Below are 23,114 nucleotides of genomic sequence, written 5' to 3' on the forward strand. Positions count from 1 at the left end.
AGAATTGCATCAACTGTCAAGCATGGGTTTAGTCAGGCTAAAAATTCGGGAACTAGCGGCGGAGAAGGGCTGGACGCTTAAGGAAGTATCCGATCGTTCCGGGGTAATTTATAGCACTGTCAGAAGCTATGCTCGTCGTCCTGAAATGGCAATGGTTGACTTTACTTGCCTGCGGAAGTTAGCTCGGACTTTTGATGTGATGATTGAGGATCTGGTTGAGGTTTTGGAGGAATAGGTCGATCAACCTTTCCACTTTTCCACTATAAACCCTTGTGTCTCGTCTTGTCAAGACGCGCTTAAGCAGTTGGCATCGCAGATAAAAGCTCAGCTTAAAGGTGCTAAGATTTAGTCTAAGTTGTTAATCTCCCGTTACCTTTGTGACTAGAGCCAGTACCGCCATTGGGGTTAGCCCCATAATTAAGGAACTTGTGCAGAAAAAGGCGCTAGCAACCAGGCTAACGCTGAAGGAAATCATCTATGTCGGGATGCTGGCGATCGACGAGTTAGACGAAAAGCGCTTACAAGAGTTGGCTGATAAGGTGCATCAGATGCAGGTAAAGGGCGAGATTTGAGGGGAAAAGGGCGATTCCCTACGGGATAGCTACGCTTCACGCCCTTTTGGTGAAGTGAGGTTCGGGGCGATCGCATATTCAAAAATTTTCCCGCCTATATTTTTCGTATAAATAAGCATCTCGGAGTTGTTGCAAAGCTGTTTCTGAGAATAGGGATTTGACTACAGCTACCAAGAGGCCCCATGCAAGCTGTTTATCCGCAGTAGTAGCGTATTTGAATTGATGTATATAAAATTGTGTCCAAAAATCAGGTGCTTTTTTGCCTTTCCAGCGTTTGTACCATCTGCCAAAGTCTTGAAGTTTCGGTAATTCTACTTCTAAAATTGGCGGAAAATCGGCATAACTGACAAACCGACTGATGCCTTTGGCGTGGACGTAGACCATGTAGCGACAGCATTCGATGCGGTAAATCTGGTCTGTTGAGATATTGAACAGCAGTGCAACAGTTTCTTCTGTGACAAATCTTGCCAGCGGATGAAGGACTGGGGACTTGTGGATAATTTTGGAGCAGGCGAAGGTGCTTGATTTTAGCTGGAATGCTGCTATCATGGTGGATAACTTAGACAGTTGATACCTGTCTACATAAGTTTTAAAGGCGATCAGCCTTAAGTTGTCTAGACCGGGGGCGATCGCTTTTTTGTATTTTTTACACTATAGCATGATTAACTGTAGTTAGTCAAACATTATTGTACTTAATCGGATGGAGGATGGTAACATCAAGGAAAGTTGTTATTAATAGTTGATTATTCTTCGTGGCTAAAACTAATACTGCGATCGCGGTCAGTTCCGTGATCAAGGAAGTCATTCAAAAACAAGCGCTAGCGACCAGACTAACTCAGAAAGAAGTAGTGTATTTGGGAATGCTGGCAATTGATGCACTCGATAAGGAAAGCCGCCAAGAGTTGGCGGACAAGGTGCATCAAATGCAGATGAATGGGGAGATTTGAAGAGATAAGGGCGATCGCCATTTTGGTGAAGTGAGGTTCGGGGCGATCGCACTTCTCAAAACTTCAAGAACTGGCGAGCTTAGCTTTTTGATTGCTTGTATGCTCTTAGCCAATTTAAGCCCCGCTTAGCACCTAGTTTTTTCTGCATATCTTCCAGAGAGCTATAAACACGCTTATCGCGGATCAGCTTTGCGTATCCCTCTTTAACTCCAGGGATTGAGGTAAGGTCAGATTTGGGATTGTTAATAAAATCCAAGAAATCTGTAATATCTTGAGGCTCAACAACTCTTTCATTGAGCTTTGACTGCAAAACAGCTTGTTCAATAGCCTTTTCTGCTTCTGGTTGTTTGGCTGCAATCACAAACACCCACAGCCTGATTAGATTAGCTTCCTTAGTTGCTTCATAAATCGGTAAACCTGTGAGTAAATGGTATTGATCTTCTTCATCGGTGAGACAAACAATAGGCAGAGACAGGTTAAAGTTCCAATCTCTAACAGATTGGGAAACTTTTTTGAGGAGTGAGGTTGAGGTGCCTGACTTTTCTTGAGAAACTTCTATCTGATTTAAGAATAAAAGAGCAGGTTGGCTCTCAAGTTTTTTGTAAAAGTTGACCATGTTACTTACTGCTATTCCTTTCTAAGTTATCTATTTGTTTGACGATTTGTTCGGTCAAAGTTGAAAATTGTGTTGCTACACTACTCGCTGCTTTATTCTGCTCAGCAAATAAAGAAAGAGGTTGGCGAGCATGAGAAGCTTGACCAACAGCGGTAGCTCGCTTTATCTCTGTAAGAAGAGGAATATCTCGGAATATCTTAGAAACTAAAGCTTTTATAGTAGTGTGTAGCTTGACATTTTCAACCATCATAGGAACTATTCCTAAGATATTTCCTCTTGTACCATTGGTATTGTCTTGAATTTCTTTTGCCTCTTTTATGGGTTTCCTAATTGCATATACTGAGAGATACTCCATTTGCGAAGGTATAATGACATACTGAGCAGCAATGAGACCATTCTGAGTAACAGCAGTAAAGCTAGGGGGCGTATCAATAACTACATAGTCATAATCGTGTGACAAACCTGATTTCCAAAGGGCATTGTCAAGTTTCTTATTCCAAAAAGCACCTAATTTTAAAATGTTACTGTCTGTCGTTTTGTAACTACCTGGGATAACATCTATTCTTCCCTTTATACCCTTAGCAAGACTGATAACTTTATTTAAAGATGAAGGTTGAATACATTCCTTATAGCTCAAATTGGCTGAGGAGTATTCTAAAAATTCAATGAGTTCTTTTCGCTCTTTAAAGGACTCCAAAATTGTGACAAACTCTTTCAAATTGGTAGCATTATCTAACTCATCAGCTTTATTAACTCCTAAAGATAAACTAGCATTAGCTTGATCGTCCAAGTCAACAACTAAAACTCTATTACCTATTTTCGCTAATTCATAAGCGATGTTAACGACTAACGTGGTTTTGCCAACTCCACCCTTAGCTGTGTAAATTGCAATTGTACGCATTTTAACTGTATCCAAAAAATTTCTAACAAAATTTGCTACTGGTTGAACTTGTTCTGGGTTTTCTATATTGTGCTTGCACTTTAGAGTCGCTGACCCTTGTGTATATTCGTAAATCTCTACTGAAAATGGGTCAATTAGTATCCCAAATTTTGTATGAGAGTATTTCAGATACGTTCCTAACTGAGTGCGAGCTGCTTCATCAAGTCTAGTTTTAGCTGTCTTAATTTCAACCAGAAAGTTAATATACCGGCTCACGTCTTCTACTAAGAAATCAACTTCTTTTTGAGTCCAATCCATCTGATGATTGGCAATCAGCCTGGGTACTTTAACCTTAAACTCTGGAATCCAGTGAGAATAACTACTCTTGCGAGGCAAACCCGCCATCTCTAGCATTGTCTGAACCAGATGCAGAGACACATAAGCCTCATTATTCCAGTCAGAAGACAGTTGAACCATGTTGAAGACTCAGGCTTTTCTCTATTATTACCCACAATGAGGTTTAGAGGATCGATCGCCCTGAGATTCCTGATTAACAGCTTCAGTTAAACAACATATACAAAAAAATCCCCCGCCAGAAGGCAGGGGATTTGATTTAATTACCTACAAAACCAGACTTCGGAATTATCCGAATTTCCCGGCCGTCGAGGCAATTACAAAGGCCGCGTAAGTGAGGACGTTGCCCACAGTAAAGTGAACTAAGCCAACCAAACGACCTTGGACGATCGACAAAGCAACAGGCTTGTCTTTCCAGCGAACCAAGTTAGCCAAAGGAGTGCGCTCGTGAGCCCAAACCAAAGTCTCGATCAACTCTTGCCAGTAACCTCTCCAAGAGATCAGGAACATGAAACCAGTTGCCCAAACGAGGTGTCCGAATAAGAACATCCAAGCCCAGACTGACAAGTTGTTAGTACCATACGGGTTGTAACCGTTGATCAACTGAGAAGAATACAGCCAGAGGTAATCGCGGAACCAGCCCATCAGGTAGGTAGAAGACTCATTGAACTGAGCCACGTTACCTTGCCAGATGCCCAGGTGCTTCCAGTGCCAGTAGAACGTTACCCAAGCTAGGGTGTTCAACATCCAGAATACAGACAGGTACATCGCGTCCCAAGCAGAGATGTCGCAAGTACCGCCACGGCCGGGGCCGTCGCAAGGGAAAGCATAACCGAAGTCTTTTTTGTCCGGCATCAGCTTAGAACCGCGTGCATCCAGAGCGCCCTTGACCAAGATCAAGGTGGTGGTGTGCAAGCCTAGTGCGATCGCGTGGTGAACCAAGAAATCGCCAGGTCCGATCGCCAAGAACAGAGAATTAGTACCGCTGTTAATCGCATCCAACCAGCCTGGGAGCCATACGTTGCCGTAGTTGGGCCAAGCGGTAGAAGCAATGCTGTCAGGGTTAGACAACAGCACGTCCATGCCGTAGAGAGCTTTTCCGTGAGCAGCTTGGATGAACTGTGCGAACACTGGTTCAATCAAGATTTGCTTTTCAGGAGTTCCGAAAGCAACTACAACGTCATTGTGAACGTACAAGCCGAGAGTGTGGAAGCCCAAGAACAGCGACACCCAGCTCAAGTGAGAGATAATCGCTTCTTTGTGCTGCAACACGCGATCGAGCACGTTGCCTTTGTTTGCTTCAGGATCGTAGTCCCGCACCAAGAAGATAGCTCCGTGGGCGAAAGCGCCGACCATGATAAATCCAGCAATGTACTGGTGGTGAGTGTAAAGCGCAGCCTGAGTCGTGAAGTCCTTACCTATAAAAGCGTAGGGAGGCATCGCGTACATATGCTGTGCTACCAAGGAGGTAATTACACCCAAAGCAGCGAGGTGAAATGCCAGTTGGAAGTGCAGCGAGTTGTTGTAGGTTTCATACAAGCCTTGGTGAGGCAAGTTGAACTGTCCTTCACTCTTGCCGCCGACCAAACCAGCCTTAGAATCCAACATCTCTTTGATGCTGTGACCGATACCGAAGTTAGTCCGGTACATATGACCGGCAACGATAAACAGAACTGCGATCGCCAAGTGGTGGTGAGCGATGTCTGTCAGCCACAGGGATTCTGTTTGAGGGTGGAAGCCACCCAAGAAAGTCAGAATTGCGGTTCCAGCGCCTTCGGAAGTACCGAAGACATGGTTCGCTGCATCTGGATTCTCGGCGTATACGCCCCAGTTACCACTGAAGAACGGAGCCAAACCGGCCGGGTGAGGTGGGGTAGACAAGAAGTTGTCCCAACCTACGTGCTGTCCGCGAGATTCGGGGATAGCAACGTGAACCATGTGACCAGTCCAAGCCAAAGAGCTGACACCGAACAAACCAGCCAAGTGGTGGTTGAGGCGAGATTCAGCATTTTTGAACCAAGACAAGCTGGGGCGGTACTTGGGCTGGAGGTGCAACCAACCTGCGAACAGGAAGACAGCCGCCAGTAGTAGCAAGAAGATAGCTCCTTGATACAGGTCGGCGTTTGTCCGAATCCCTTGGGTGAACCACCAATGGTAGACACCAGAGTAAGAGATATCCACCGGGTTAGAAGCGCCCCCTTGAGTGAAAGCTTCTACTGCAGGAGCGCCGAATTGCGGGTCCCAAATCGCGTGAGCGATCGGGCGGACGTTTAGAGGGTCTTTAATCCACTGTTCAAAGTTACCTTGCCATGCTACGTGGAACAGGCTGCCCGATGTCCACAAGAAAATGATTGCTAGGTGGCCGAAGTGAGAAGCAAAAATCTTTTGGTAAAGATTTTCTTCGGTCATGCCATCGTGGCTTTCAAAGTCGTGTGCTGTGGCAATCCCGTACCAGATCCGCCGTGTGGTCGGGTCTTGGGCAAGGTCTTGGCTAAATTTTGGAAATTTCGTTGCCATAAGCCTTGATTAATCCTGAATCCTGAACAAAATTGAAGGGATTCGGTTCGGAGTTTGGATTCTCGATTTGAGATTCCTCCCAAATCGAGAATCCAAAACCTAGGGGTAGTTTACCCTACCGAAATGATTCGCGCTAGGAAAAATGCCCACGTAGTGACAATTCCTCCTAGGAGGTAGTGAGCTACACCCACAGCCCGACCCTGAATAATGCTCAGAGCGCGAGGCTGAATCGACGGAGCTACCTTAAGCTTGTTGTGAGCCCAAACAATCGACTCAATCAGTTCTTGCCAGTAGCCGCGGCCGCTGAACAGGAACATCAAGCTGAAGGCGAAGACGAAGTGTCCAGCTAGGAACATCAGACCGTAGGCCGACAGTGCCGAACCGTAGGACTGAATCACCTGAGAAGCTTGCGCCCAAAGGAAGTCCCGCAGCCAGCCGTTAATCGTGATTGCACTTTGTGCGAAGTTGCCACCGGTAATGTGAGAAATTGTGCCGTCTGGCGATACTGTTCCCCACACGTCCGACTGCATTTTCCAGCTAAAGTGGAAAATCACGATCGAGATGCAGTTGTACATCCAGAACAAGCCTAGGAACACGTGATCCCAACCAGAAACTTGGCAGGTGCCGCCACGGCCGGGGCCGTCGCAAGGGAACCGGAAGCCCAAGTTGCCTTTGTCAGGAACCAAGCGAGAACTGCGTGCAAACAACACGCCTTTCAAAAGAATCAGGACTGTAACGTGAATGGTGAAAGCGTGGATGTGGTGGATCATGAAATCCGCCGTACCCAACTCGATCGGCATCATCGCTACTTTGCCGGCGACTACTACTGCACCGCCGCCAAAAGCATGGCTAACGATTTCCGTAGCATTAGGCGCTGTTGTGCCCGGAGCCAAAGCGTGGATGTTTTGCACCCACTGGGCAAATATCGGACGCAACTGAATCCCGGTATCCGAGAACAAATCTTGAGGACGACCGAAAGCCCGCATCGTGTCGTTGTGAACGTACAAACCGAAGCTGTGGAAGCCCAAGAATATACAAACCCAGTTCAGGTGGGAAATGATCGCATCTCTATGACGGATCACGCGATCCAACAAGTTGTTGACATTTCCAGCGGGATCGTAATCCCGAACCATGAAGATTGCTCCGTGAGCGGCTGCTCCAACAATCAGGAATCCGCCAATCCACATGTGGTGGGTGAACAGGGATAGCTGAGTCGGGTAGTCGGTCGCGATGTACGGATACGGAGGCATCGCGTACATATGTTGGGCGACGATGATGCTCAAAGAGCCCATCAGTGCCAAGTTAATCGACAGTTGCGCGTGCCAAGAATTAGTCAGGATTTCGTAGAGACCTTTGTGACCTTCACCAGTGAAGGGGCCTTTGTGGTTCTCTAGGATTTCTTTCATGCTGTGGCCGATGCCCCAGTTCGTCCGGTACATATGACCAGCGACGATGAATAGCACTGCCAAAGCTAAGTGGTGGTGTGCTGTATCAGTCAGCCACAAACCGCCTGTGGTGGGGTTCAGACCGCCTTTGAAGGTCAGGAAGTCTGTATATGCGCCCCAGTTGAGGGTGAAGAAGGGGGTTAAACCTTTAGCGAAACTCGGGTAGATGTCAGCCATCAAGCCCGGTGTCAAAATCCACTCGTGCGGCAGGGGGATGTCGGCAACTGTTTTGATCAGCTTACCGCCGACTGTCAGCGGTGCACCTGCATCGATCGCGTCCATGCAAGCATTGATCGGCAGAGCCACGTGAATTTGTTGTCCTGCGAAGCCCAAGCACCCGCAGCCTAACAAAACTGCCAAGTGGTGGTTCATCATCGATTCCACGTTCTGGAACCATTCCAGTTTCGGAGCGCGGACGTGATAGTGGAACCAACCGGCAAACAGCATCAAAGCTGCCATTACCAGGGCGCCGATCGCAGTGCAATATAGCTGGTATGAGTTAGTGATGCCGTTGGCGCGCCACAGTTGGAATAGACCAGAGGTGATCTGAATCCCGTGAAAGCCGCCGCCTACATCTGCATTTAAAATTTCTTGACCAAAAATCGGCCAGACCACTTGAGCGCTGGGCTTGATGGCTGTAGGATTTGTCAGCCAAGCTTCGTAATTGGAAAATTTAGCGCCGTGGAAATATGCGCCGCTCAACCATACGAAGATTACTGCCAAGTGGCCGAAGTGAGCGCTAAAGATTTTGCGCGAAACGTCTTCTAAGTCACTTGTATGACTGTCAAAGTCGTGAGCGTTAGCGTGGAGGTTCCAAATCCAAGTGGTGGTTTTTGGCCCCTTAGCTAGAGTGCGATCAAAATGACCGGGTTTTGACCACTTCTCGAAAGAAGTTGGAACCGGATTTTTATCGACTACTACCCTAGCTTTTACCTCTCGCTCTGGAGGACTAATGGTCATGAAGACTCTCCTCTCGGTAAGACAAGGAACGAGAACTGAACACTGTACCGGACACTCCCCACGCTTGATTAGGCGGGGGATTCTCGAAAAAGCCGACACTTCACTGCACTTTACTCTTTGCAGAGCTAGACGCAGGTGCATCGTCTCCCCAAGCATTTTGCTTCTGTGAAGAAGCCAGTTTCCCAGTGTCGCTAACAATGTGACTGGGTACTGCCAACTCTTCTCGCTATCTGGAGCCGCCGATCGCCTCCTTGATTCAGACTTGATACGGCTGCTCCTTTTGAGGGAGTTTTATGAATTATAAGCTTGCTAGAGGAGTATTAATCGCTTGTTAACAATACTTAAAAAAGCCTCTATTCTTGATGTAATAACGCCTTTAAATCCCACAGTCGCTCTAAAAAGTCAAGGGGTACTGCCATTAACTTTACAAAACTCAAAGATAAGGTAATTTAGGAATACTCATTTGTAGATATATGTTTGGGAAAAAGGCTACAGCAATTAAAAGTAGGAGACGATGGGTTGCCCGCTGCTGCCTCAATCCGGGTTCCTACGCGGCTTGGGAATTCCAAAGCCGGCAATTCCCCAATACTAAATTCATTTTTGGGCTATAGTTCCCTATGAGAAGGCTTCTAGGAGTATGGTTGCGTGATTGGGATCAATTGGCACAGAACGGTTGCGGGCAGGCTGCTGGCATTGTTCGCAGTAGCAGTATTAATTTTGGGTTTAGCAAGTTGTGGCGCGGGCCATCCCGAATTGCCCAAACCAGGGAACAAGAGCGGCTCAGCTACCGCCCCAGTAAACAGAATCTCAGAGGTTTCTCCCCCAGAAGCCATTCAACAACTGCGTCAGGCTCTAGAAATCTACCAGCCTCAAATTAGTATTTTGAATCCAAAACCTGACGAAGTGCTTCAGGATATAAATGTATCTGTTGAGTTCCAAGTGAAGGACTTGCCCATTTTCAAAGATGCAAACTTGGGTTTGGGCCCCCATCTGCAAGTTTTATTAGACAACCAACCTTATGCAGCAGTTTACGACATCAACCAACCTTTAACGCTTTCCGACTTAGATCCGGGAACCCATACCCTGCAGGTGTTCGCCGCCCGCCCTTGGGAAGAAAGCTTTAAAAACGAAGGTGCGGTGGCTCAAACCACCTTTCACGTTTTTACCAAAACAGACGACAATAATCCCGATCGAAAATTGCCCCTATTAACGTACAACAGCCCCCAAGGCAGCTACGGGGCAGAACCCATCCTGCTCGACTTTTACTTGACAAATGCCCCCCCGCACGAAGTGGCGCAAGAAAATTTCCAAGATGAAATACTCGATTGGAAAATTCGAGCCACAGTCAACGGCCAAAGCTTTGCGATCGACCAGTGGCAACCTATATATCTTAAAGGATTCAAACCAGGGAAAAACTGGGTACAGCTAGAATTAATTGACGAACGGGGAAATATCGTCAAAAACGCCTTTAATAATACAGTCAGACTGATAAATTTCCAACCGCTCGGCCAAGAGCCTCTTTCAAAATTAGTGCGGGGCGAACTAACAGCAGCAGAAACTCGCGGTATAGTCGATCGTACCTACCAAGCCCCCGCTCCCACACCAACCCCAACCCCCGAACCGACACCGACACCTGCATTAGAAAAAACACCAGTTGTCCAACCCTCACCCACGCTTCCAGAAACCCCTGTTACCCAACCGAACTTAGAGCCCACAGTCGCTCCCGAAGTTGCTCCCATTCAAGCAATAGAACCGACACCAACAGCAACTCCACAGTTAGAAGCGCCGAAAATTGTAGAACCAATTCCAGTAATAGAACCGACACCGACAGCAACTCCACAGTTAGAAACCCCTAAAATTTTAGAACCAGTTCAAATAATAGAACCGACCCCAACAGAATCTCCCCAAACAAAAAAACAGGAATATAAAGGATACTACAATCGGTTCCGCAACTTCCTGCATCAAGAACCCCAACCTGCTAATCATTCAGAGCCACCAGCCCTGCCAGAAATAACAGAAAAAGCTCCAGTACCAAAAGTAGTCGCTCCCGCGATACCAGAACAGTCTCCCAATCTTGTACCGCCAACGCCACCAGTTGCCGCTGAAACTGCTAGCCAGCCAACCAGCGAATTAGCCCCTCCCGAACCAACAGTTTCCGAACCCAAAAATCAGCCAAAATCCGAACAAAAAGTCGAATTTGCCACCTAACAAAAACTTTCTGGGCTTCGTGGCATGGGCGTCCCGCCCGCGATCCAGTCGAATTTGCCACCTAACAAAAACTTTCTGGGCTTCGTGGCATGGGCGTCCCGCCCGCGATCAATCTGCGGTCAAAAATCAAAAATTAGGACACTAAAAAATGACCTACCTCGAAACAGCAGCCAAATTCTACAGCGATGTTGCCGAAACCCCCCAAATCGGACTTTGCTGCGTCCAAAGCAGCCCCTTGCAATTGCCAGGATTAAAAATTCCCGAACAAATGCAAGAAATGAATTACGGCTGCGGCACAACCGTTCACGCCGCCGAACTTGTAGGCAATCCCTTCGTGCTTTATGTAGGCGTCGGCGGCGGCTTAGAAGCACTACAATTTGCGTATTTTTCTAGACACAAAGGAGCGGTTATTGCCGTCGATCCAGTTCCAGCAATGCGAGATGCGGCTGCACGAAACTTGGAAATAGCCGCCCACGAAAATGATTGGTTCGATCCGAGTTTTGTGGAAATTTGTGAAGGCGATGCTTTTGCCTTGCCGGTGCCGGATGCTTCTGTAGATGTTGTCGCCCAAAACTGCTTGTTTAATATCTTTGAACCGGCGGATTTAGCTAAGGCATTAAAAGAAACCTATCGGGTGTTAAAACCGGGCGGCAGATTGTTGATGAGCGATCCGATCGCAACTCGCCCCATTCCGCAGCATTTGAAGGAAGACCAACGCTTGCGAGCCCTGTGTTTGTCCGGCGCTTTGACATACGCAGAATACGTTCAACACCTTGTAGACGTTGGTTTTGGGCAAGTCGAAGTGCGGGCGCGCCGTCCTTACCGATTGCTGGACAAACACAATTATCAATTGGATGCGGATTTGCTGTTAGAAAGCCTGGATTCGGTGTCTTTCAAAGTGGATGTACCGGATGACGGAGCTTGCATTTTTACTGGCAAGACGGCGATTTATACGGGGTCTGAAGAGCTGTTTGATGACGGGGCAGGTCACGTTTTGCAGCGGGGAGTTCCGGCGGCTGTCTGCGATAAAACTGCTGGGAAGTTGGGGGGATTGATGCCGGATAAGGTGTTAATTACTGATTCGACTTGGCATTATAACGGTGGCGGTTGCTGTTAGATTTATTTCGGAATAATGTGGCTGTAATCTTTGGGGAATAGAGCATTTCTCAAAGAAGTGAGGTGTGGGCGCTTCCTATGCCCTCTTTTCACCTCATGTTAGTGAGCAATGGTATAAGCTGTCGCGCATTTGAATTGTATATTCAGGGCGGGCGGGACGCCCAACCCTACTCCCCACAAGACTTTGATTTTTTTTGACATACAATTTAAAGGCCGCAACAGCTTAGAGGTCTCTAATTTTAGACTTCGCCTCAAATTTTCATCAAATTTTTATTTCCCCCTGACATCCTAGCGGGAGAAGGTTCACAACTCTGAAGTAAGGAATAGATTGCTCTTGAGAGGAGTGGCTGTCTTCATCACCCCCGTTCGCTAAATGTGAGGAGGAAATTTCCATGCTATCGAAATCTTTAAATTCAAGTTCATTATCGATCGTCCGTTACGGGTCTAGTTTTGTTTTGGGATTAGTTTTGTGCACGGCTTCGGCCCCGGTGCTGGCGCACGTTGGGCATGACAACGAGTTTGCAGGTGGCGATGCGGCGAAGATTATGCAGCCGATCGAGGTCGATGCCAGTAAAGCAACCGCATTGGGAATTAAGACAGAGGCGATCGCCCCCACGACCGATGGAGGTATTCTAAAAATTCCCAGCACCAGTTTGATTGATGCCAATGGGCAAAAGCTCGTCTACATCCAAGAGGGAACGACATACAAACCCATCTCGGTTCAGGCTGGTACCGACTCTGGAGATGTGGTGGAAATTAAAGAAGGCAATTTAGTTCCGGGAAATCAGATTGTGATGCAGGGGGCAACGCTTTTGTACTCCGAGGCATTGCGAGGTAAACCTCCGGCCCAAACGCAGGCATCACCCGCTACATCGCAGGCAGAAACGCAAGCATCACCCGCTACATCGCCTGCAGAAACGCAAGCATCGGCCGCTACATTGCCAGCAGAAGCGCAGCCTGCTCAAGGATCGTCACCTTTGATGTGGGTAGCAGGCGCAGGAGTTTTACTGATGGGTGGATTCGCCCTCTTTGGGTTAAAAGGCAAGGACTAATAGACATTCAAAAACCAAGATTTTTGGTAACAGTCGATCGCGACGGAGTAAATCTCTTTACTCCGTCTCCTAAAAACTTGCCTAATGCTATCCAAATTTCATCCTTATGTTAAACGTCATCCCCAAATGGTCTATTGCTCAACGATGGTTAGTGGTGATCGGGGCGCTCGCCCTGACCATCTGGAGCCTGTATACTGTAAGTCGAATGCCCCTCGACGTGTTGCCCAACTTTGCGCCCCCTCAAGTAGAAGTACAGACAGAAGCCCCCGGTCTAGCCCCGGAAGCGGTCGAATCGTTGGTGACTTTACCGCTAGAAAGTGCGGTCAACGGAACACCAGGAGTTGAAGTCGTCCGTACCTCCTCAGCCGTAGGAATTTCTGTATTGCGGGTGGTGTTTAAGTGGGGAACTGACCCCTATCAAGCTCGTCAACTCGTGGCAGAGCGATTGCAGGACGCGCAAGACCGATTACCCGAAGGAATTGGTACACCGCAGATATCGCCCCTAGCTCCCCCCATCGGGACGGTGATTCAATATGCGTTCACGTCTGACACTACATCGATCATGGAAGTGCGGCGTTTGGTGGATGGCAAAGTCAACAATCGCTTGTTGGCAGTTCCCGGCGTATCGCAAGTGCTGGTTTACGGCGGAGATTTGCAGCAGTTTCAGGTGATTGCGAATCCTGAAAAACTCCAAGCGTTGAAGGTTTCCCTTCAGGAAGTCGTCAAGGCGACAAACGAGGCAAATGCCAAAACCGCCGGTGGATTGTTGATTGACCCCGAACGTGAATTGGTGATTCGAGGCGAGGGACAAATCCAGAACATCGAAGATTTGCAAAAAGCGGTCGTCAAGGTGCAGGAAGGAAAAGCGATTCTACTGCGGGATGTGGCAGAGGTGAAGATTGGGGCTGCACTCCAGCGAGGCGATGCCAGTTGGAATACTAAACGGGCTGTGGTCGTGATGGTCAACAAGCAACCTTTGGTGGATAGTCCCACCGTCACCCAAGCCATCATCGAGGCGATGGAGGAAATTAAACCAGGTTTACCCAAGGATGTGAAGGCGAATGTCACTTTCCGGCAAGATGCCTACATTGATGCCTCAGTTGGTAATGTGCGATCGGCGTTGATCGAAGGCAGTTTGATTGTCGCAGCCATCCTGATTCCCTTTCTGATGAACTGGCGCACCCTCACCATCTGTTTGCTGGATTTCTTTCTCTCGCTACTGTTCTCGCTGTTAGTGTGTTCCTGGATCGGGCTGGAACTCAACACCATGACCCTCGGCGGATTGGTAGTGGCGATCGGGACAGCAGTGGATGATGCGATCGTCTACTGCGAAAATACCGATCGCCGCTTACGGGAAAATCGCCTCTCGCCCAATCCCCAGCCACCACTGGAGATTATTTTTGAGGGTTCTCAGGAAGTGCGCGAGTCGCTGATTGGAGCCACGTTAATTGGCATTATTGTCTTTTCACCGATTTTCACACTCTCTGGGGTAGAGGGGCGGATCTTCACCCCCATGGGCATTGCCTATCTGGTGGTGGTTGTCATCTCCAGCCTGGAATCCCTAGTAATCTCCCCTGCATTGTGTGCCATTCTGCTGCCCCACAGCCGGATGCAGACAACAGAACCTTTCCTAGCACTGTTTTCCAAGCGAGTTTACCATCCGTTGCTACAGTTGGCGATGCGTCGCTCTAGCTTAATTTTAGGAATGGCAACAGCCTCAATGGTAGCGGCCATGCTGATTGTGCCGACGTTAGGACGGGATTTTCTGCCAACATTCCAGGAACGATCGCTGATGAATGCGATCGCCCTGTATCCGGGTTCCTCACTCGAAGCAACCAATCGCGTTGGCTTAGCGATTCAAAATGCCCTTAAGGAGGACCCCCGATTTGAATCAGTACAACTGCGATCGGGGCGTGCTCCGGGCGACCCGGATGCGGCATCGGTGAACTTGGCACACTTAGACGTGGAACTGAGTGAAGCTGCGATGCAAAACCGTCCTGCCTCGATTCAAGCCTTGCGGGAGGCATTGGGTCAGTTTCCGGGAGTTGCCACCAATGTCGGTGGATTTATCAGTCACAGAATGGATGAAGTGTTGTCGGGGGTCAGGAGTGCGATCGCCATTAAAGTATTCGGCAACGATTTACAAGAACTACGCCGCATAGGAGAACAAATCGAAACGACAATGAAAGACGTGAAGGGATTGGTAGACCTTCAGCTTGAGCCCCAAATACCGATCCGTCAAGTACAAATTCAATTTAACCGAGATGCAGCCGCTCGCTACGGATTGACGATCGCCCAATTGTCCGATTTCACGGAAACAGCCCTGAATGGTCGCGTGGTTGCTCAAGTGCCCGATGGTCAACAGTTGGTCGATGTGTTGGTTTGGGTCAACGAATCAGCCCGTCGCAATCTCAACACGATTCGCAACCTTCAAATTAATGCCCCAACAGGTCAAATTATCCCGCTTTCGCAAGTGGCAAAGGTTGAGTTTGGCAATGGGCCCAATACGATTAACCGGGAAAACGTCTCGCGTTTAATTGTAGTGTCAGCCAACGTACAGGGACGCGATGTTGCGTCGGTCGTCGGTGACATTCGTGCCAAGGTAAAGCAATCAGTGCAACTGCCCCAAGGCTACTATATTCAGTACGGCGGACAGTATGAGTCAGAACAACGCGCTGCTCAAAACTTCCTAATTTTCGGAATATTAGCAGTGCTAGCGATCGCTGTATTGATGTACTTCACCGTGAAATCCGTTCCTGCGATGCTGATGGTGATGATCAATTTACCATTAGCACTGGTTGGCGGTGTCATCTCCGTGCTGCTAACGGGCGGCGTTATCTCAGTTCCGTCAATGGTGGGCTTTGTGACGCTGTTTGGCGTAGCGACGCGCAATGGATTGCTGCTCGTAGACAACTACAACACCAAACTGGCACAAGGAATGCCGCTTCCCAAAGTCATTGTCGAAGGCTCGATGGAACGGTTGCTGGCGATTCTGATGACAGCACTCACCTCGGCATTGGGGATGATTCCCCTGGTTTTAAGCGGTGGCGCTGGTAAGGAATTGTTGCAGCCTTTGGCGATCGTTGTCCTCGGCGGACTCTTTACCTCAACTGCTCTCACCCTAGTGGTTCTACCTGCATTGTATGCTCGATTTGGGAAGTATCTGATGCCTAAACGGGTGATGAAAGTGCCCGATCTGAGAAACTATGGCATTGAGCAGACACCAACCAAAGAAGTAGGCTAATAACAATTAACAATTAACAGTTAACAGTTAACTGTTAACTGTTAACTGTTTAAACAATACCGATGCAACCGGAAACAATATGATATCAAATCCGGTAACATCGTCCTGTATTCATCTCTCTATCCTCTCTGTGTTCTCTGCGCTCTCTGCGGTTAAATCATTCCGATCCAAAATGTTGGATAAATTTCGAGAATTCGTATATGTTTGTTAGCAAAAAAGTATCGGACTAGGTAGCGATAAAATGAGAATTCTGCTGGCGGAAGACGAACCCGATTTGGGTGCGATCGTGCAACGCACCTTGAGCCGAGAAAAGTACCTGGTGGATTGGGTGCAAGATGGCACAACTGCTTGGAACTATCTGGAAGACCAATGGATCGAGTACACGGTTGCCATTTTTGACTGGTTGCTACCGGAAATCTCTGGCGTCGAACTATGCCAACGCTTGCGCCAGCAGAATAATCCTTTACCCGTTTTGATGTTGACGGCAAAAGATCGAACAGAGGATATGGTGGCAGGGCTAGATGCGGGTGCTGATGACTATCTGATGAAACCGTTCATTAAAGCAGAATTGTTAGCCCGGTTGCGAGCTCTCCAGCGACGGGGACGGAGTTTGTCTCCAGAACAGTCGCCATATTTCAATCCTGCCCAGCTTGAGGTGGGGCGATTGCTGCTTGACTATACTAAATCAATTATCTGCACTACGAATGACAGAGGACAGCAAACGGTGATTCCTCTGACGGCTAATGAGTTTCGGTTACTGGAATATTTCATGCAGCATCCGAATCAAATCCTCTCGCGCGATCGACTTTTGACTCGGCTGTGGGATGTGGATACTGACCCGATGAGCAATGTAGTTGCTGCTAGAATTCGTCTGTTGCGCCGCAAGCTGGCAGATTATGACTGTGACGGAATGATTGAAACGGTTCATGGATTCGGGTATCGCTTGAACAAGTAATATGCACTCCAACAAACTATTTAACCGCACCCGCTGGCAACTTGCAGGTTGGTACGCGATCGTCATTGGGTTGTTGTTAGGTATCTGCGGTGTTGCAGTCTATCAGGTTGTGTTTCACACGCAGCGATACATTCTCCAGCAAAAACTACAGTCCTTAGCCGGAACGCTGCATGACACTATCGAACCACAATTACAACAACCGGGACAGCTTTCATCCAGCTTGAAAACTATTTTGCCCGGTTTGTGTCTGTGGAATGAAAACTGTTACTCTTCAGGCAATGACGGGGCGCGACATACTGCTAGGGTGTTTCAGCAGGAGGGATATTATCTCCGCTTTTTAGACCAATCTGGGGAAATATTAGCAAAGGTTGGAGAGCAGCCGGATGTATTAGAAAACTTTGCACCAAAAGAGTTTTGGCAAATTCTGCATCTTTCTAATGGCGATCGATTTTATCAAATTTCTGTATTGCTGCGAACAAACGACGGTTTGTTTTGGGGTTATATGCAAATTGGACGATCGCTCAAAGAATGGGATGCCTATCTTAACACCTTGCGATTGTTGCTCTTTTTAGGCTTACCCTTGGTCATGCTGCTAGTGGGAGGAGCTAGTTGGTGGTTATCTGGATTAGCGATGCGACCAATTTATCAGTCCTATCTCCAGATGCAACAATTCACCTCCGATGCCGCTCATGAATTGCGAACGCCTCTGGCTGTCATTCAGGCTACTGTTGAGGATACTCGTCTGGCTGAAGATTTACCGGAGGTTAGTCAAAACCTCGATATTATCGAACGACAAAACATCCGCCTTTCTAGGTTAGTGAAAGATTTATTGTTTATTTGTAGACTTGAGCAACAACAGATTCCGACTCAATTGCAGCATTGCTGTTTCAATTATCTGATTGGCGATTTAGTAGAAGAACTTGCAGGTTTAGCCATGGTGGCTGAGGTGGAATTGAAGTTAGAAATTCGTGCTTCGCGAGCCGTTGTAATTCTTGGGGATGAAGCCCAACTTTACGGGATGGTGACAAACTTAATTACCAATGCGATTAACTACACTCCCCCAGGAGGGCTAATCCTTGCCATCCTCGATTGCACCGACAAGGAAGCCATAATTCAAGTTCAAGATACAGGTGTTGGTATCAACCCAGCCGAGCAAACGCGGATTTTCGATCGTTTCTACCGAGTGCAGAGCGATCGTTCTAGAGCCACGGGTGGTGCTGGATTAGGCCTATCGATTGCAAGTGCGATCGCAGTGGCTCATCAAGGCAGCATTCAAGTCCAGAGTGAGTTAGGAAAAGGCAGTACATTTACAATCCGTCTACCACTCAAATGAGAACAATATTACTGCGATCGCGTCAAGATTGCCTTTGCAAGGGGAACTGCCGAATATCAAGCTGTGGGTTAACTCGATCGCAAGTGCGATCGAGCAGAATAAAATTAACGGTGTATTGGTGATGCTGGAAAATAACAGCCGGGAAAACCAAGGAGAAAATTGGGGTTCAGCCAGAGGGGATAATTTCTGAAGCGGTTAATTCTCTGGTTCGTCAGAGAGAATTTACAAGGGTAGCGACATCTGCCCGTTCTTTGATTGGAGATACTGGTATACTACGATCGACAGTTAGTTATTTAATAATTTGTAGTCATGGTAAATATGTCAAGCATCTCCAACATCGCCTCTGAAGTGGAAAGTGACTTTCTGGGAGAGATTGATAACCTTGACAGGCAATTACACGATCGCTTTCAAGACAAGTTTGTAGTCCAGCCCTCGCTTACCCGACTTTTGGTTAGTTTTCAGGCTAACAAAACTAGACCCATTTATAGGTGGTACAAGTATAAGGAAGCTTTCTCCGCTTCTCTGGTAGAGTTCTTATTCCAACAATATCAAGTCATTCAAGGCAAGATTTTAGATCCTTTTACAGGTAGTGGAACTGCTTTATTTGCTGCTAGCGACTTGGGAATAGATGGTGAGGGCATTGAATTATTACCTATTGGTCAACATATAATTAATACCAAAATTCTTTTAGACACTGCCTTCACTATTGATGATTTTCAGCGGCTAAAGACATGGTTTAATTTGCAAATATGGAAAAAATTTGAAAACCCTGTCACTCTGCCAGAATTGAGAATTACTAAAGGGGCTTACTCCGAAGAAACTAAAATAGAAATTGAGCAATATCTTGGAGCTTGTTATCAAGAAAATACCAAGGTTCAATCAGTTTTAGTCTTGACTTTACTGTGTGTTTTAGAATCCGTAAGCTATACACGCAAAGATGGACAGTATCTTCGTTGGGATTACCGTTCGGGTCATGGCACGTCAAAGAAGTCCTTCAATAAAGGTGAGGTTCTTGAGTTCAGTCAAGCTATTACCCAAAAATTTAATGAACTTGTTAACGACTTAGAACCTCCTACACAACAACTTGAGCTTTTTCAAACTCAGAATCATCAACAAGGCAAAATTAATTTGCATCAAGGTTCTTGTCTGAAGATAATGCCCGATTTGCCGGACTCTACCTACGATGCAATCATCACATCTCCACCCTACTGCAATCGATATGACTATACTCGCACCTATGCACTAGAGCTAGCTTTACTAGGAATTTCTGAAAAGGAATTAATTAATCTGCGTCAGGAAATGCTAAGTTGTACGGTTGAGAATCACCCCAAAGATTTATTGGCTATCAATCCGGCTTGGGAAGGAGCTTTAAGTATTGCTAATTCGCAAACTCTCTTGCAGGCTATCTTAAGATATTTGGACAGCCAAAAGTCACAGGGTATATTGAACAACAATGGTATACCAAGAATGGTAAGAGGATATTTCTATGAAATGGCTTGCGTAATACAAGAAAGCTTTCGTATCCTTAAACCAGGGGCATTTTTGTTTATGGTTAATGACAATGTGCGCTACGCAGGTATAAGTATTTCAGTGGACCTGATTCTTTCTGATTTCGCTGAAAAACTCGGCTTTATTACGGAAAATATTCTCGTTTTACCAGGTGATAAGGGGAATAGTAGTCAACAGATGGGAAACTATGGACGCGCTCCTTTGAGGAAGTGCGTTTATGTATGGAAAAAACAATAACTGGATACCTATGTGTGCTTATCGTAACCACCTTCAATCCAGTGACGATCTTGTCACAACCTATGAAGACACTCGTGCGGGTTTTGTTGCACTTGCCCTTGAAAAAAATCGACGCGCTACCCCTTACCTCGCCCAAGCAAGAGCACTTCAAGAAGCTGCGGGTCAAGCTGCGAGTCCTGCTGATTTGTTAAATGTTAAGGGCATTGAAATGGGATTGTTGACTGCTGCAGGATTATCTGACAAGTCTCTTGCTCATTTGATGCCAAAGGATAAGAGTGAAGCTATCAATGGTCTAATCAGGAATTTTCTTGAGCCAGCAGGCACAAATTTTGTGGAGGAATTGGTGTTTAGATTTCTACTGACTCGTGGTGACACGCTTGGTGGCTCCATGCGTAATGTTGGCGGAGTATTGGCACAAAGAAAACTAACTCGTGCTATCCTCTCGACTCTCACAATTGCTAGTAAGAGATATTATTGGCAAGACTCAAAGACAAAAAAGTGGATAGCCATGACAAATGATGACACAGAAATTGAATTATCTTTACGTGGGATAAGTTGGGAGAGCGAGTTAGGCAATCGCACATTGATTTATAACCTAACTGTTCCACTTGTCAGGAGCAATGTGGATTTGTGTTTATTTAATCTTGCCCCGACGGAGTTGGTAGCTAATAAATCCAGCGCAATTGAGCCATCTATCGTGGCACCTTATGTTATTGCATTAAAATGAATCTGTATAAAATTAACGGTGTGTTGCTTATTTTGGCAAATAATTGCAGGGAAAAGCAAGCCTAAAATTTAGGAGAAGCAAGAGACACCAATTGCTGAAGTTGGTTGACAATAGCTTCCTAATACTATAGTATTCGATTATGACATATAAGATCATTGACTTATTTTCTGGCGCGGGTGGCTTGACTACAGGATTTCACCTGGCTGGTTTTGAATCTTTATGTGCGATCGAGGTGGATGCGAAAGCTCTAGCGACCTATAAGCATAATTACCCAAACACCAGAATTGTTCATCAGGATATACGTGAGCTCAATCCTTTGGATTTGCGATTATGTTTGGGTTTGCAGAGAGAGGAACTAACAGCGTTGATAGGTGGCCCCCCATGCCAAGGATTTTCAAGAAATATTCCTGCTGACTATCGCTACCTCAGCGACTCTCGCAATCAGTTATATCGGACATTTTTAGAATTCGTACAGGAATTTAGACCCCTTTACGTTGTTATGGAGAACGTACCTGAAATCTTGAAAGCTTATGGTGGTGTAGTTAAGAATGAAATTACACAGCAACTTGAGTCGCAAGGTTATAAAGTCACTTATGGATCACTAAACTCCGCGCATTATGGAGTACCGCAGACCAGATCAAGGGCTTTTTTCCTGGCTAGTTTAGATAAACCACTTCAATTCCCTGAACCTACACACGCTGGCGACATTAGAAGCGATTACAGAGCTACTAAATCTTGTTACCAACTTAGTCTCTTAACATCAAACATTTCTTCAGTCGTCACAGTTAGAGATGCGATTGGAGATTTGCCGTCATTGAACGCAGGAGAGGAATATAATGCTGAAGTTTATCCTTTTCCACCCCAAACTGCGTACCAAGCAATGATACGTAATGGAAGTACGAAACTTTTCAATCACGTTGCTCGTGCTTTGAGCCCCATTCAAATGTCAAGAGTGCGTCTTCTTAGTGAAGGGCAAGATGCTAGAGACTTGCCACCAGAATTAGCTCCTAAAAAGCACTATAGCGGTGCATATGGAAGGCTTTACTGGGATAAACCAGCAAGAACTATCACAAGGTGGGTTTTCCATCCCGGATCTGGCAGGTTTTTTCATCCAACCCAAAATCGGACAATTACAATCCGTGAAGCTGCAAGATTGCACTCTTACCCCGATAACTTTAACTTTCTCGGAACATACACTGATATGGCTTCTCAAATCGGAGAATCAGTACCCCCACTTCTAGGTAAAGCAATAGCTGCATCTATTCTCCAAGTTCACTGTCCAAAGACTGTGTACTGAGTTGATCTTGCAAAGCTGAGAGAACAGTTTGCACATATCGATCAAGTGTAATACGAGTTCGCTGAACCCTAATGTGAACTGCTTCTGGAGGAATGGTTCTAGCTCTAAAAAGTTGCTTTTGATTCTTGTACCAAACTAACTCTAGCTTACCTGCAACATTGCCTTGTAGGCCTGCTCCCGGTCTTCCAGTAACTCTATCAACTGTCCAAGCCCAAGAAAAAGCATTTGGGTCAAGTGGAGTAAGAGGGAATTCACAGTAAATATATTCATATCCTCTAATGGTTTTCAGCAGTATGCCTTCATAGCTATTGGTAATGCCCTGTGCTGCTTGACTCGATATAATTTTCTCGTTCCAATGCTGAACAATAGCTGCTCCGAGTTCAGCAGGTGAGGATTGTTCCGTCAAACCAGGAAAACCAAGTTGGGCAGCCTTTTTGATAACATCTGCTCTCTGAATGACAAACAAAAATGTATTTACAACAGTAAGACTATTCAGTTGAAGAGATTTGAGTGACCAACCAGTTGCCGTCGTGGTGTCAACAGCATCATAGAGGAGTTTGCTACGTCCTAATGCTGGATCTGATAAAGGAATATGCTTGACATAATGAAAAATAGCTTCCCAAGTATAATCCTCTATCGAGCCTATAACTGGAGATGCAATGGTAGCAATAATGGCTTGCCTCAATCTTTCAATCTCGTTTTCCGTCAGCACTCAAGTGTTCCTCTACAACTCGTAAAAATTCACCCATTGTTATGTCCAGAGCATTTGTTATGTGACTAAGAACTCTAACAGATGGACTTTTCAGCCCTCGCTCAAGCTGGCTGATATAGGTTCTGTGCAGACCTGTGACTTCTGCCAGATATTCTTGTGACCAACGTTTCTCTATGCGACGACGTTGTATTTCTAGTCCTAAAGTTTGGTCTAGTTTGCTAGGCTGCATAGAGAGAAATAGTAAGGTTTTGAATACAAAAGTTCTACAGACTAAAGTATTCAATGTGGCGATATGAGCACTGAACTCGCCCCCCTCTGGTGGCAATGGCATCTTGGCTGTCTCCAAAAACCTTGGTTTAATCAGCTTTCTTCCCATCCTGCCAAACTTCCCGCTAAATTAAAGAAGTAAAAAAATCATTCACATCCTACCCAG

At 46.5% G+C, this 23,114-nt stretch carries 20 protein-coding genes; 13 read left to right on the forward strand and 7 right to left on the reverse strand.

Annotation, left to right across the window (positions count from 1 at the left end):
- Positions 1 to 22: 22 nt before the first annotated feature.
- Together QUA88_RS20430 and QUA88_RS20435 are read left to right on the forward strand one after the other, a co-directional pair.
- A complete protein-coding gene (locus tag QUA88_RS20430) occupies positions 23 to 235 on the forward strand; it encodes a helix-turn-helix domain-containing protein (protein WP_006631307.1) in 213 nt (70 codons plus the stop codon).
- A 142-nt stretch (positions 236 to 377) separates the two neighbouring features.
- The gene (locus QUA88_RS20435; RefSeq protein WP_333055355.1) at positions 378 to 572 is read left to right on the forward strand and encodes a hypothetical protein; all 195 of its coding nucleotides are present in this window, start codon (positions 378 to 380) and stop codon (positions 570 to 572) included.
- 78 nt (positions 573 to 650) lie between these two features.
- Here the strand turns inward: QUA88_RS20435 and QUA88_RS20440 are convergent, their stop codons facing one another.
- Positions 651 to 1,121 carry a hypothetical protein gene (locus QUA88_RS20440; protein ID WP_333055356.1) on the reverse strand — a complete coding sequence of 157 codons (471 nt, stop codon included), beginning with the start codon at positions 1,119 to 1,121 and terminating at the stop codon, positions 651 to 653.
- A gap of 203 nt (positions 1,122 to 1,324) precedes the next feature.
- On the opposite strand from QUA88_RS20440, the gene QUA88_RS20445 reads away from it, so the two are divergent.
- Positions 1,325 to 1,519 (forward strand): hypothetical protein, encoded by a 195-nt coding sequence (locus QUA88_RS20445; RefSeq protein WP_333211449.1) that lies wholly within the window; start codon positions 1,325 to 1,327, stop codon positions 1,517 to 1,519.
- Positions 1,520 to 1,598: 79 nt separating this feature from the next.
- Here QUA88_RS20445 and QUA88_RS20450 read toward each other — a convergent pair whose 3' ends face one another.
- The 4 genes from QUA88_RS20450 to psaA all read right to left on the reverse strand — a co-directional run bounded on the left by QUA88_RS20450 (position 1,599) and on the right by psaA (position 8,291).
- Positions 1,599 to 2,135, reverse strand: coding sequence for a hypothetical protein (locus tag QUA88_RS20450; protein ID WP_333273488.1), 537 nt, complete (start codon positions 2,133 to 2,135; stop codon positions 1,599 to 1,601).
- 1 nt (position 2,136) lies between these two features.
- Positions 2,137 to 3,492 (reverse strand): AAA family ATPase, encoded by a 1,356-nt coding sequence (locus QUA88_RS20455; RefSeq protein WP_333273490.1) that lies wholly within the window; start codon positions 3,490 to 3,492, stop codon positions 2,137 to 2,139.
- A gap of 165 nt (positions 3,493 to 3,657) precedes the next feature.
- The gene (gene psaB, locus QUA88_RS20460) at positions 3,658 to 5,886 is read right to left on the reverse strand and encodes a photosystem I core protein PsaB (RefSeq protein ID WP_333057331.1); all 2,229 of its coding nucleotides are present in this window, start codon (positions 5,884 to 5,886) and stop codon (positions 3,658 to 3,660) included.
- Between the two features lie 110 nt (positions 5,887 to 5,996).
- Positions 5,997 to 8,291 carry a photosystem I core protein PsaA gene (gene psaA / locus QUA88_RS20465; RefSeq protein WP_333057330.1) on the reverse strand — a complete coding sequence of 765 codons (2,295 nt, stop codon included), beginning with the start codon at positions 8,289 to 8,291 and terminating at the stop codon, positions 5,997 to 5,999.
- 645 nt (positions 8,292 to 8,936) lie between these two features.
- Here psaA and QUA88_RS20470 point away from each other — a divergent pair.
- The 10 genes from QUA88_RS20470 to QUA88_RS20515 all read left to right on the forward strand — a co-directional run bounded on the left by QUA88_RS20470 (position 8,937) and on the right by QUA88_RS20515 (position 21,969).
- On the forward strand, positions 8,937 to 10,499 hold the full coding sequence (locus QUA88_RS20470) for a hypothetical protein (protein ID WP_333259955.1): 1,563 nt from the start codon (positions 8,937 to 8,939) through the stop codon (positions 10,497 to 10,499).
- A gap of 148 nt (positions 10,500 to 10,647) precedes the next feature.
- Complete coding sequence (gene arsM / locus QUA88_RS20475) at positions 10,648 to 11,616, forward strand: arsenosugar biosynthesis arsenite methyltransferase ArsM (RefSeq protein ID WP_333273494.1); 969 nt, start codon at positions 10,648 to 10,650, stop codon at positions 11,614 to 11,616.
- 391 nt (positions 11,617 to 12,007) lie between these two features.
- The gene (locus QUA88_RS20480) at positions 12,008 to 12,667 is read left to right on the forward strand and encodes a hypothetical protein (protein ID WP_333273497.1); all 660 of its coding nucleotides are present in this window, start codon (positions 12,008 to 12,010) and stop codon (positions 12,665 to 12,667) included.
- Positions 12,668 to 12,773: 106 nt separating this feature from the next.
- Positions 12,774 to 15,911, forward strand: coding sequence for an efflux RND transporter permease subunit (locus QUA88_RS20485; protein ID WP_333273500.1), 3,138 nt, complete (start codon positions 12,774 to 12,776; stop codon positions 15,909 to 15,911).
- Between the two features lie 241 nt (positions 15,912 to 16,152).
- Positions 16,153 to 16,866 (forward strand): two-component system response regulator RppA, encoded by a 714-nt coding sequence (rppA, locus tag QUA88_RS20490; RefSeq protein WP_333259949.1) that lies wholly within the window; start codon positions 16,153 to 16,155, stop codon positions 16,864 to 16,866.
- Position 16,867: 1 nt separating this feature from the next.
- Positions 16,868 to 18,199 carry a two-component system sensor histidine kinase RppB gene (rppB, locus tag QUA88_RS20495; RefSeq protein WP_333273503.1) on the forward strand — a complete coding sequence of 444 codons (1,332 nt, stop codon included), beginning with the start codon at positions 16,868 to 16,870 and terminating at the stop codon, positions 18,197 to 18,199.
- Positions 18,200 to 18,227: 28 nt separating this feature from the next.
- Positions 18,228 to 18,389: a hypothetical protein gene (locus QUA88_RS20500; RefSeq protein ID WP_333211103.1), complete on the forward strand. Its 162-nt coding sequence runs from the start codon at positions 18,228 to 18,230 to the stop codon at positions 18,387 to 18,389.
- Positions 18,390 to 18,508: 119 nt separating this feature from the next.
- Positions 18,509 to 19,945 (forward strand): site-specific DNA-methyltransferase, encoded by a 1,437-nt coding sequence (locus QUA88_RS20505; RefSeq protein ID WP_333273507.1) that lies wholly within the window; start codon positions 18,509 to 18,511, stop codon positions 19,943 to 19,945.
- Entirely contained in the window at positions 19,926 to 20,672 is a 747-nt protein-coding gene (locus tag QUA88_RS20510; RefSeq protein ID WP_333233788.1) for an AvaI/BsoBI family type II restriction endonuclease, read from the forward strand. Before QUA88_RS20505 ends, QUA88_RS20510 begins: the two co-directional genes overlap by 20 nt.
- 139 nt (positions 20,673 to 20,811) lie before the next feature.
- The gene (locus tag QUA88_RS20515; RefSeq protein ID WP_333233787.1) at positions 20,812 to 21,969 is read left to right on the forward strand and encodes a DNA cytosine methyltransferase; all 1,158 of its coding nucleotides are present in this window, start codon (positions 20,812 to 20,814) and stop codon (positions 21,967 to 21,969) included.
- On the opposite strand, the gene QUA88_RS20520 is transcribed toward QUA88_RS20515, so the two are convergent.
- Positions 21,932 to 22,681 (reverse strand): hypothetical protein, encoded by a 750-nt coding sequence (locus QUA88_RS20520; RefSeq protein WP_333233786.1) that lies wholly within the window; start codon positions 22,679 to 22,681, stop codon positions 21,932 to 21,934. The genes QUA88_RS20515 and QUA88_RS20520 overlap by 38 nt on opposite strands.
- Entirely contained in the window at positions 22,659 to 23,012 is a 354-nt protein-coding gene (locus tag QUA88_RS20525) for a helix-turn-helix transcriptional regulator (protein WP_333273512.1), read from the reverse strand. Before QUA88_RS20525 ends, QUA88_RS20520 begins: the two co-directional genes overlap by 23 nt.
- Positions 23,013 to 23,114 lie beyond the last annotated feature (102 nt).

Origin of the sequence: Microcoleus sp. D3_18_C2, from assembly GCF_036702395.1 — a bacterium.
Classification (GTDB): Bacteria; Cyanobacteriota; Cyanobacteriia; order Cyanobacteriales; family Microcoleaceae; genus Microcoleus.

Excerpts from the sequence above, each read along its gene's own strand:
- rppA (WP_333259949.1), top strand. The coding sequence starts at position 16,153 with ATGAGAATTCTGCTGGCGGAAGACGAACCCGATTTGGGTGCGATCGTG.
- QUA88_RS20440 (WP_333055356.1), bottom strand. The coding sequence starts at position 1,121 with ATGATAGCAGCATTCCAGCTAAAATCAAGCACCTTCGCCTGCTCCAAA.
- QUA88_RS20505 (WP_333273507.1), top strand. The coding sequence starts at position 18,509 with ATGGTAAATATGTCAAGCATCTCCAACATCGCCTCTGAAGTGGAAAGT.
- QUA88_RS20480 (WP_333273497.1), top strand. The coding sequence starts at position 12,008 with ATGCTATCGAAATCTTTAAATTCAAGTTCATTATCGATCGTCCGTTAC.
- QUA88_RS20455 (WP_333273490.1), bottom strand. The coding sequence starts at position 3,492 with ATGGTTCAACTGTCTTCTGACTGGAATAATGAGGCTTATGTGTCTCTG.
- QUA88_RS20450 (WP_333273488.1), bottom strand. The coding sequence starts at position 2,135 with ATGGTCAACTTTTACAAAAAACTTGAGAGCCAACCTGCTCTTTTATTC.
- QUA88_RS20515 (WP_333233787.1), top strand. The coding sequence starts at position 20,812 with ATGACATATAAGATCATTGACTTATTTTCTGGCGCGGGTGGCTTGACT.
- QUA88_RS20485 (WP_333273500.1), top strand. The coding sequence starts at position 12,774 with ATGTTAAACGTCATCCCCAAATGGTCTATTGCTCAACGATGGTTAGTG.
- psaA (WP_333057330.1), bottom strand. The coding sequence starts at position 8,291 with ATGACCATTAGTCCTCCAGAGCGAGAGGTAAAAGCTAGGGTAGTAGTC.
- psaB (WP_333057331.1), bottom strand. The coding sequence starts at position 5,886 with ATGGCAACGAAATTTCCAAAATTTAGCCAAGACCTTGCCCAAGACCCG.
- rppB (WP_333273503.1), top strand. The coding sequence starts at position 16,868 with ATGCACTCCAACAAACTATTTAACCGCACCCGCTGGCAACTTGCAGGT.
- arsM (WP_333273494.1), top strand. The coding sequence starts at position 10,648 with ATGACCTACCTCGAAACAGCAGCCAAATTCTACAGCGATGTTGCCGAA.
- QUA88_RS20525 (WP_333273512.1), bottom strand. The coding sequence starts at position 23,012 with ATGCCATTGCCACCAGAGGGGGGCGAGTTCAGTGCTCATATCGCCACA.
- QUA88_RS20430 (WP_006631307.1), top strand. The coding sequence starts at position 23 with ATGGGTTTAGTCAGGCTAAAAATTCGGGAACTAGCGGCGGAGAAGGGC.
- QUA88_RS20510 (WP_333233788.1), top strand. The coding sequence starts at position 19,926 with ATGTATGGAAAAAACAATAACTGGATACCTATGTGTGCTTATCGTAAC.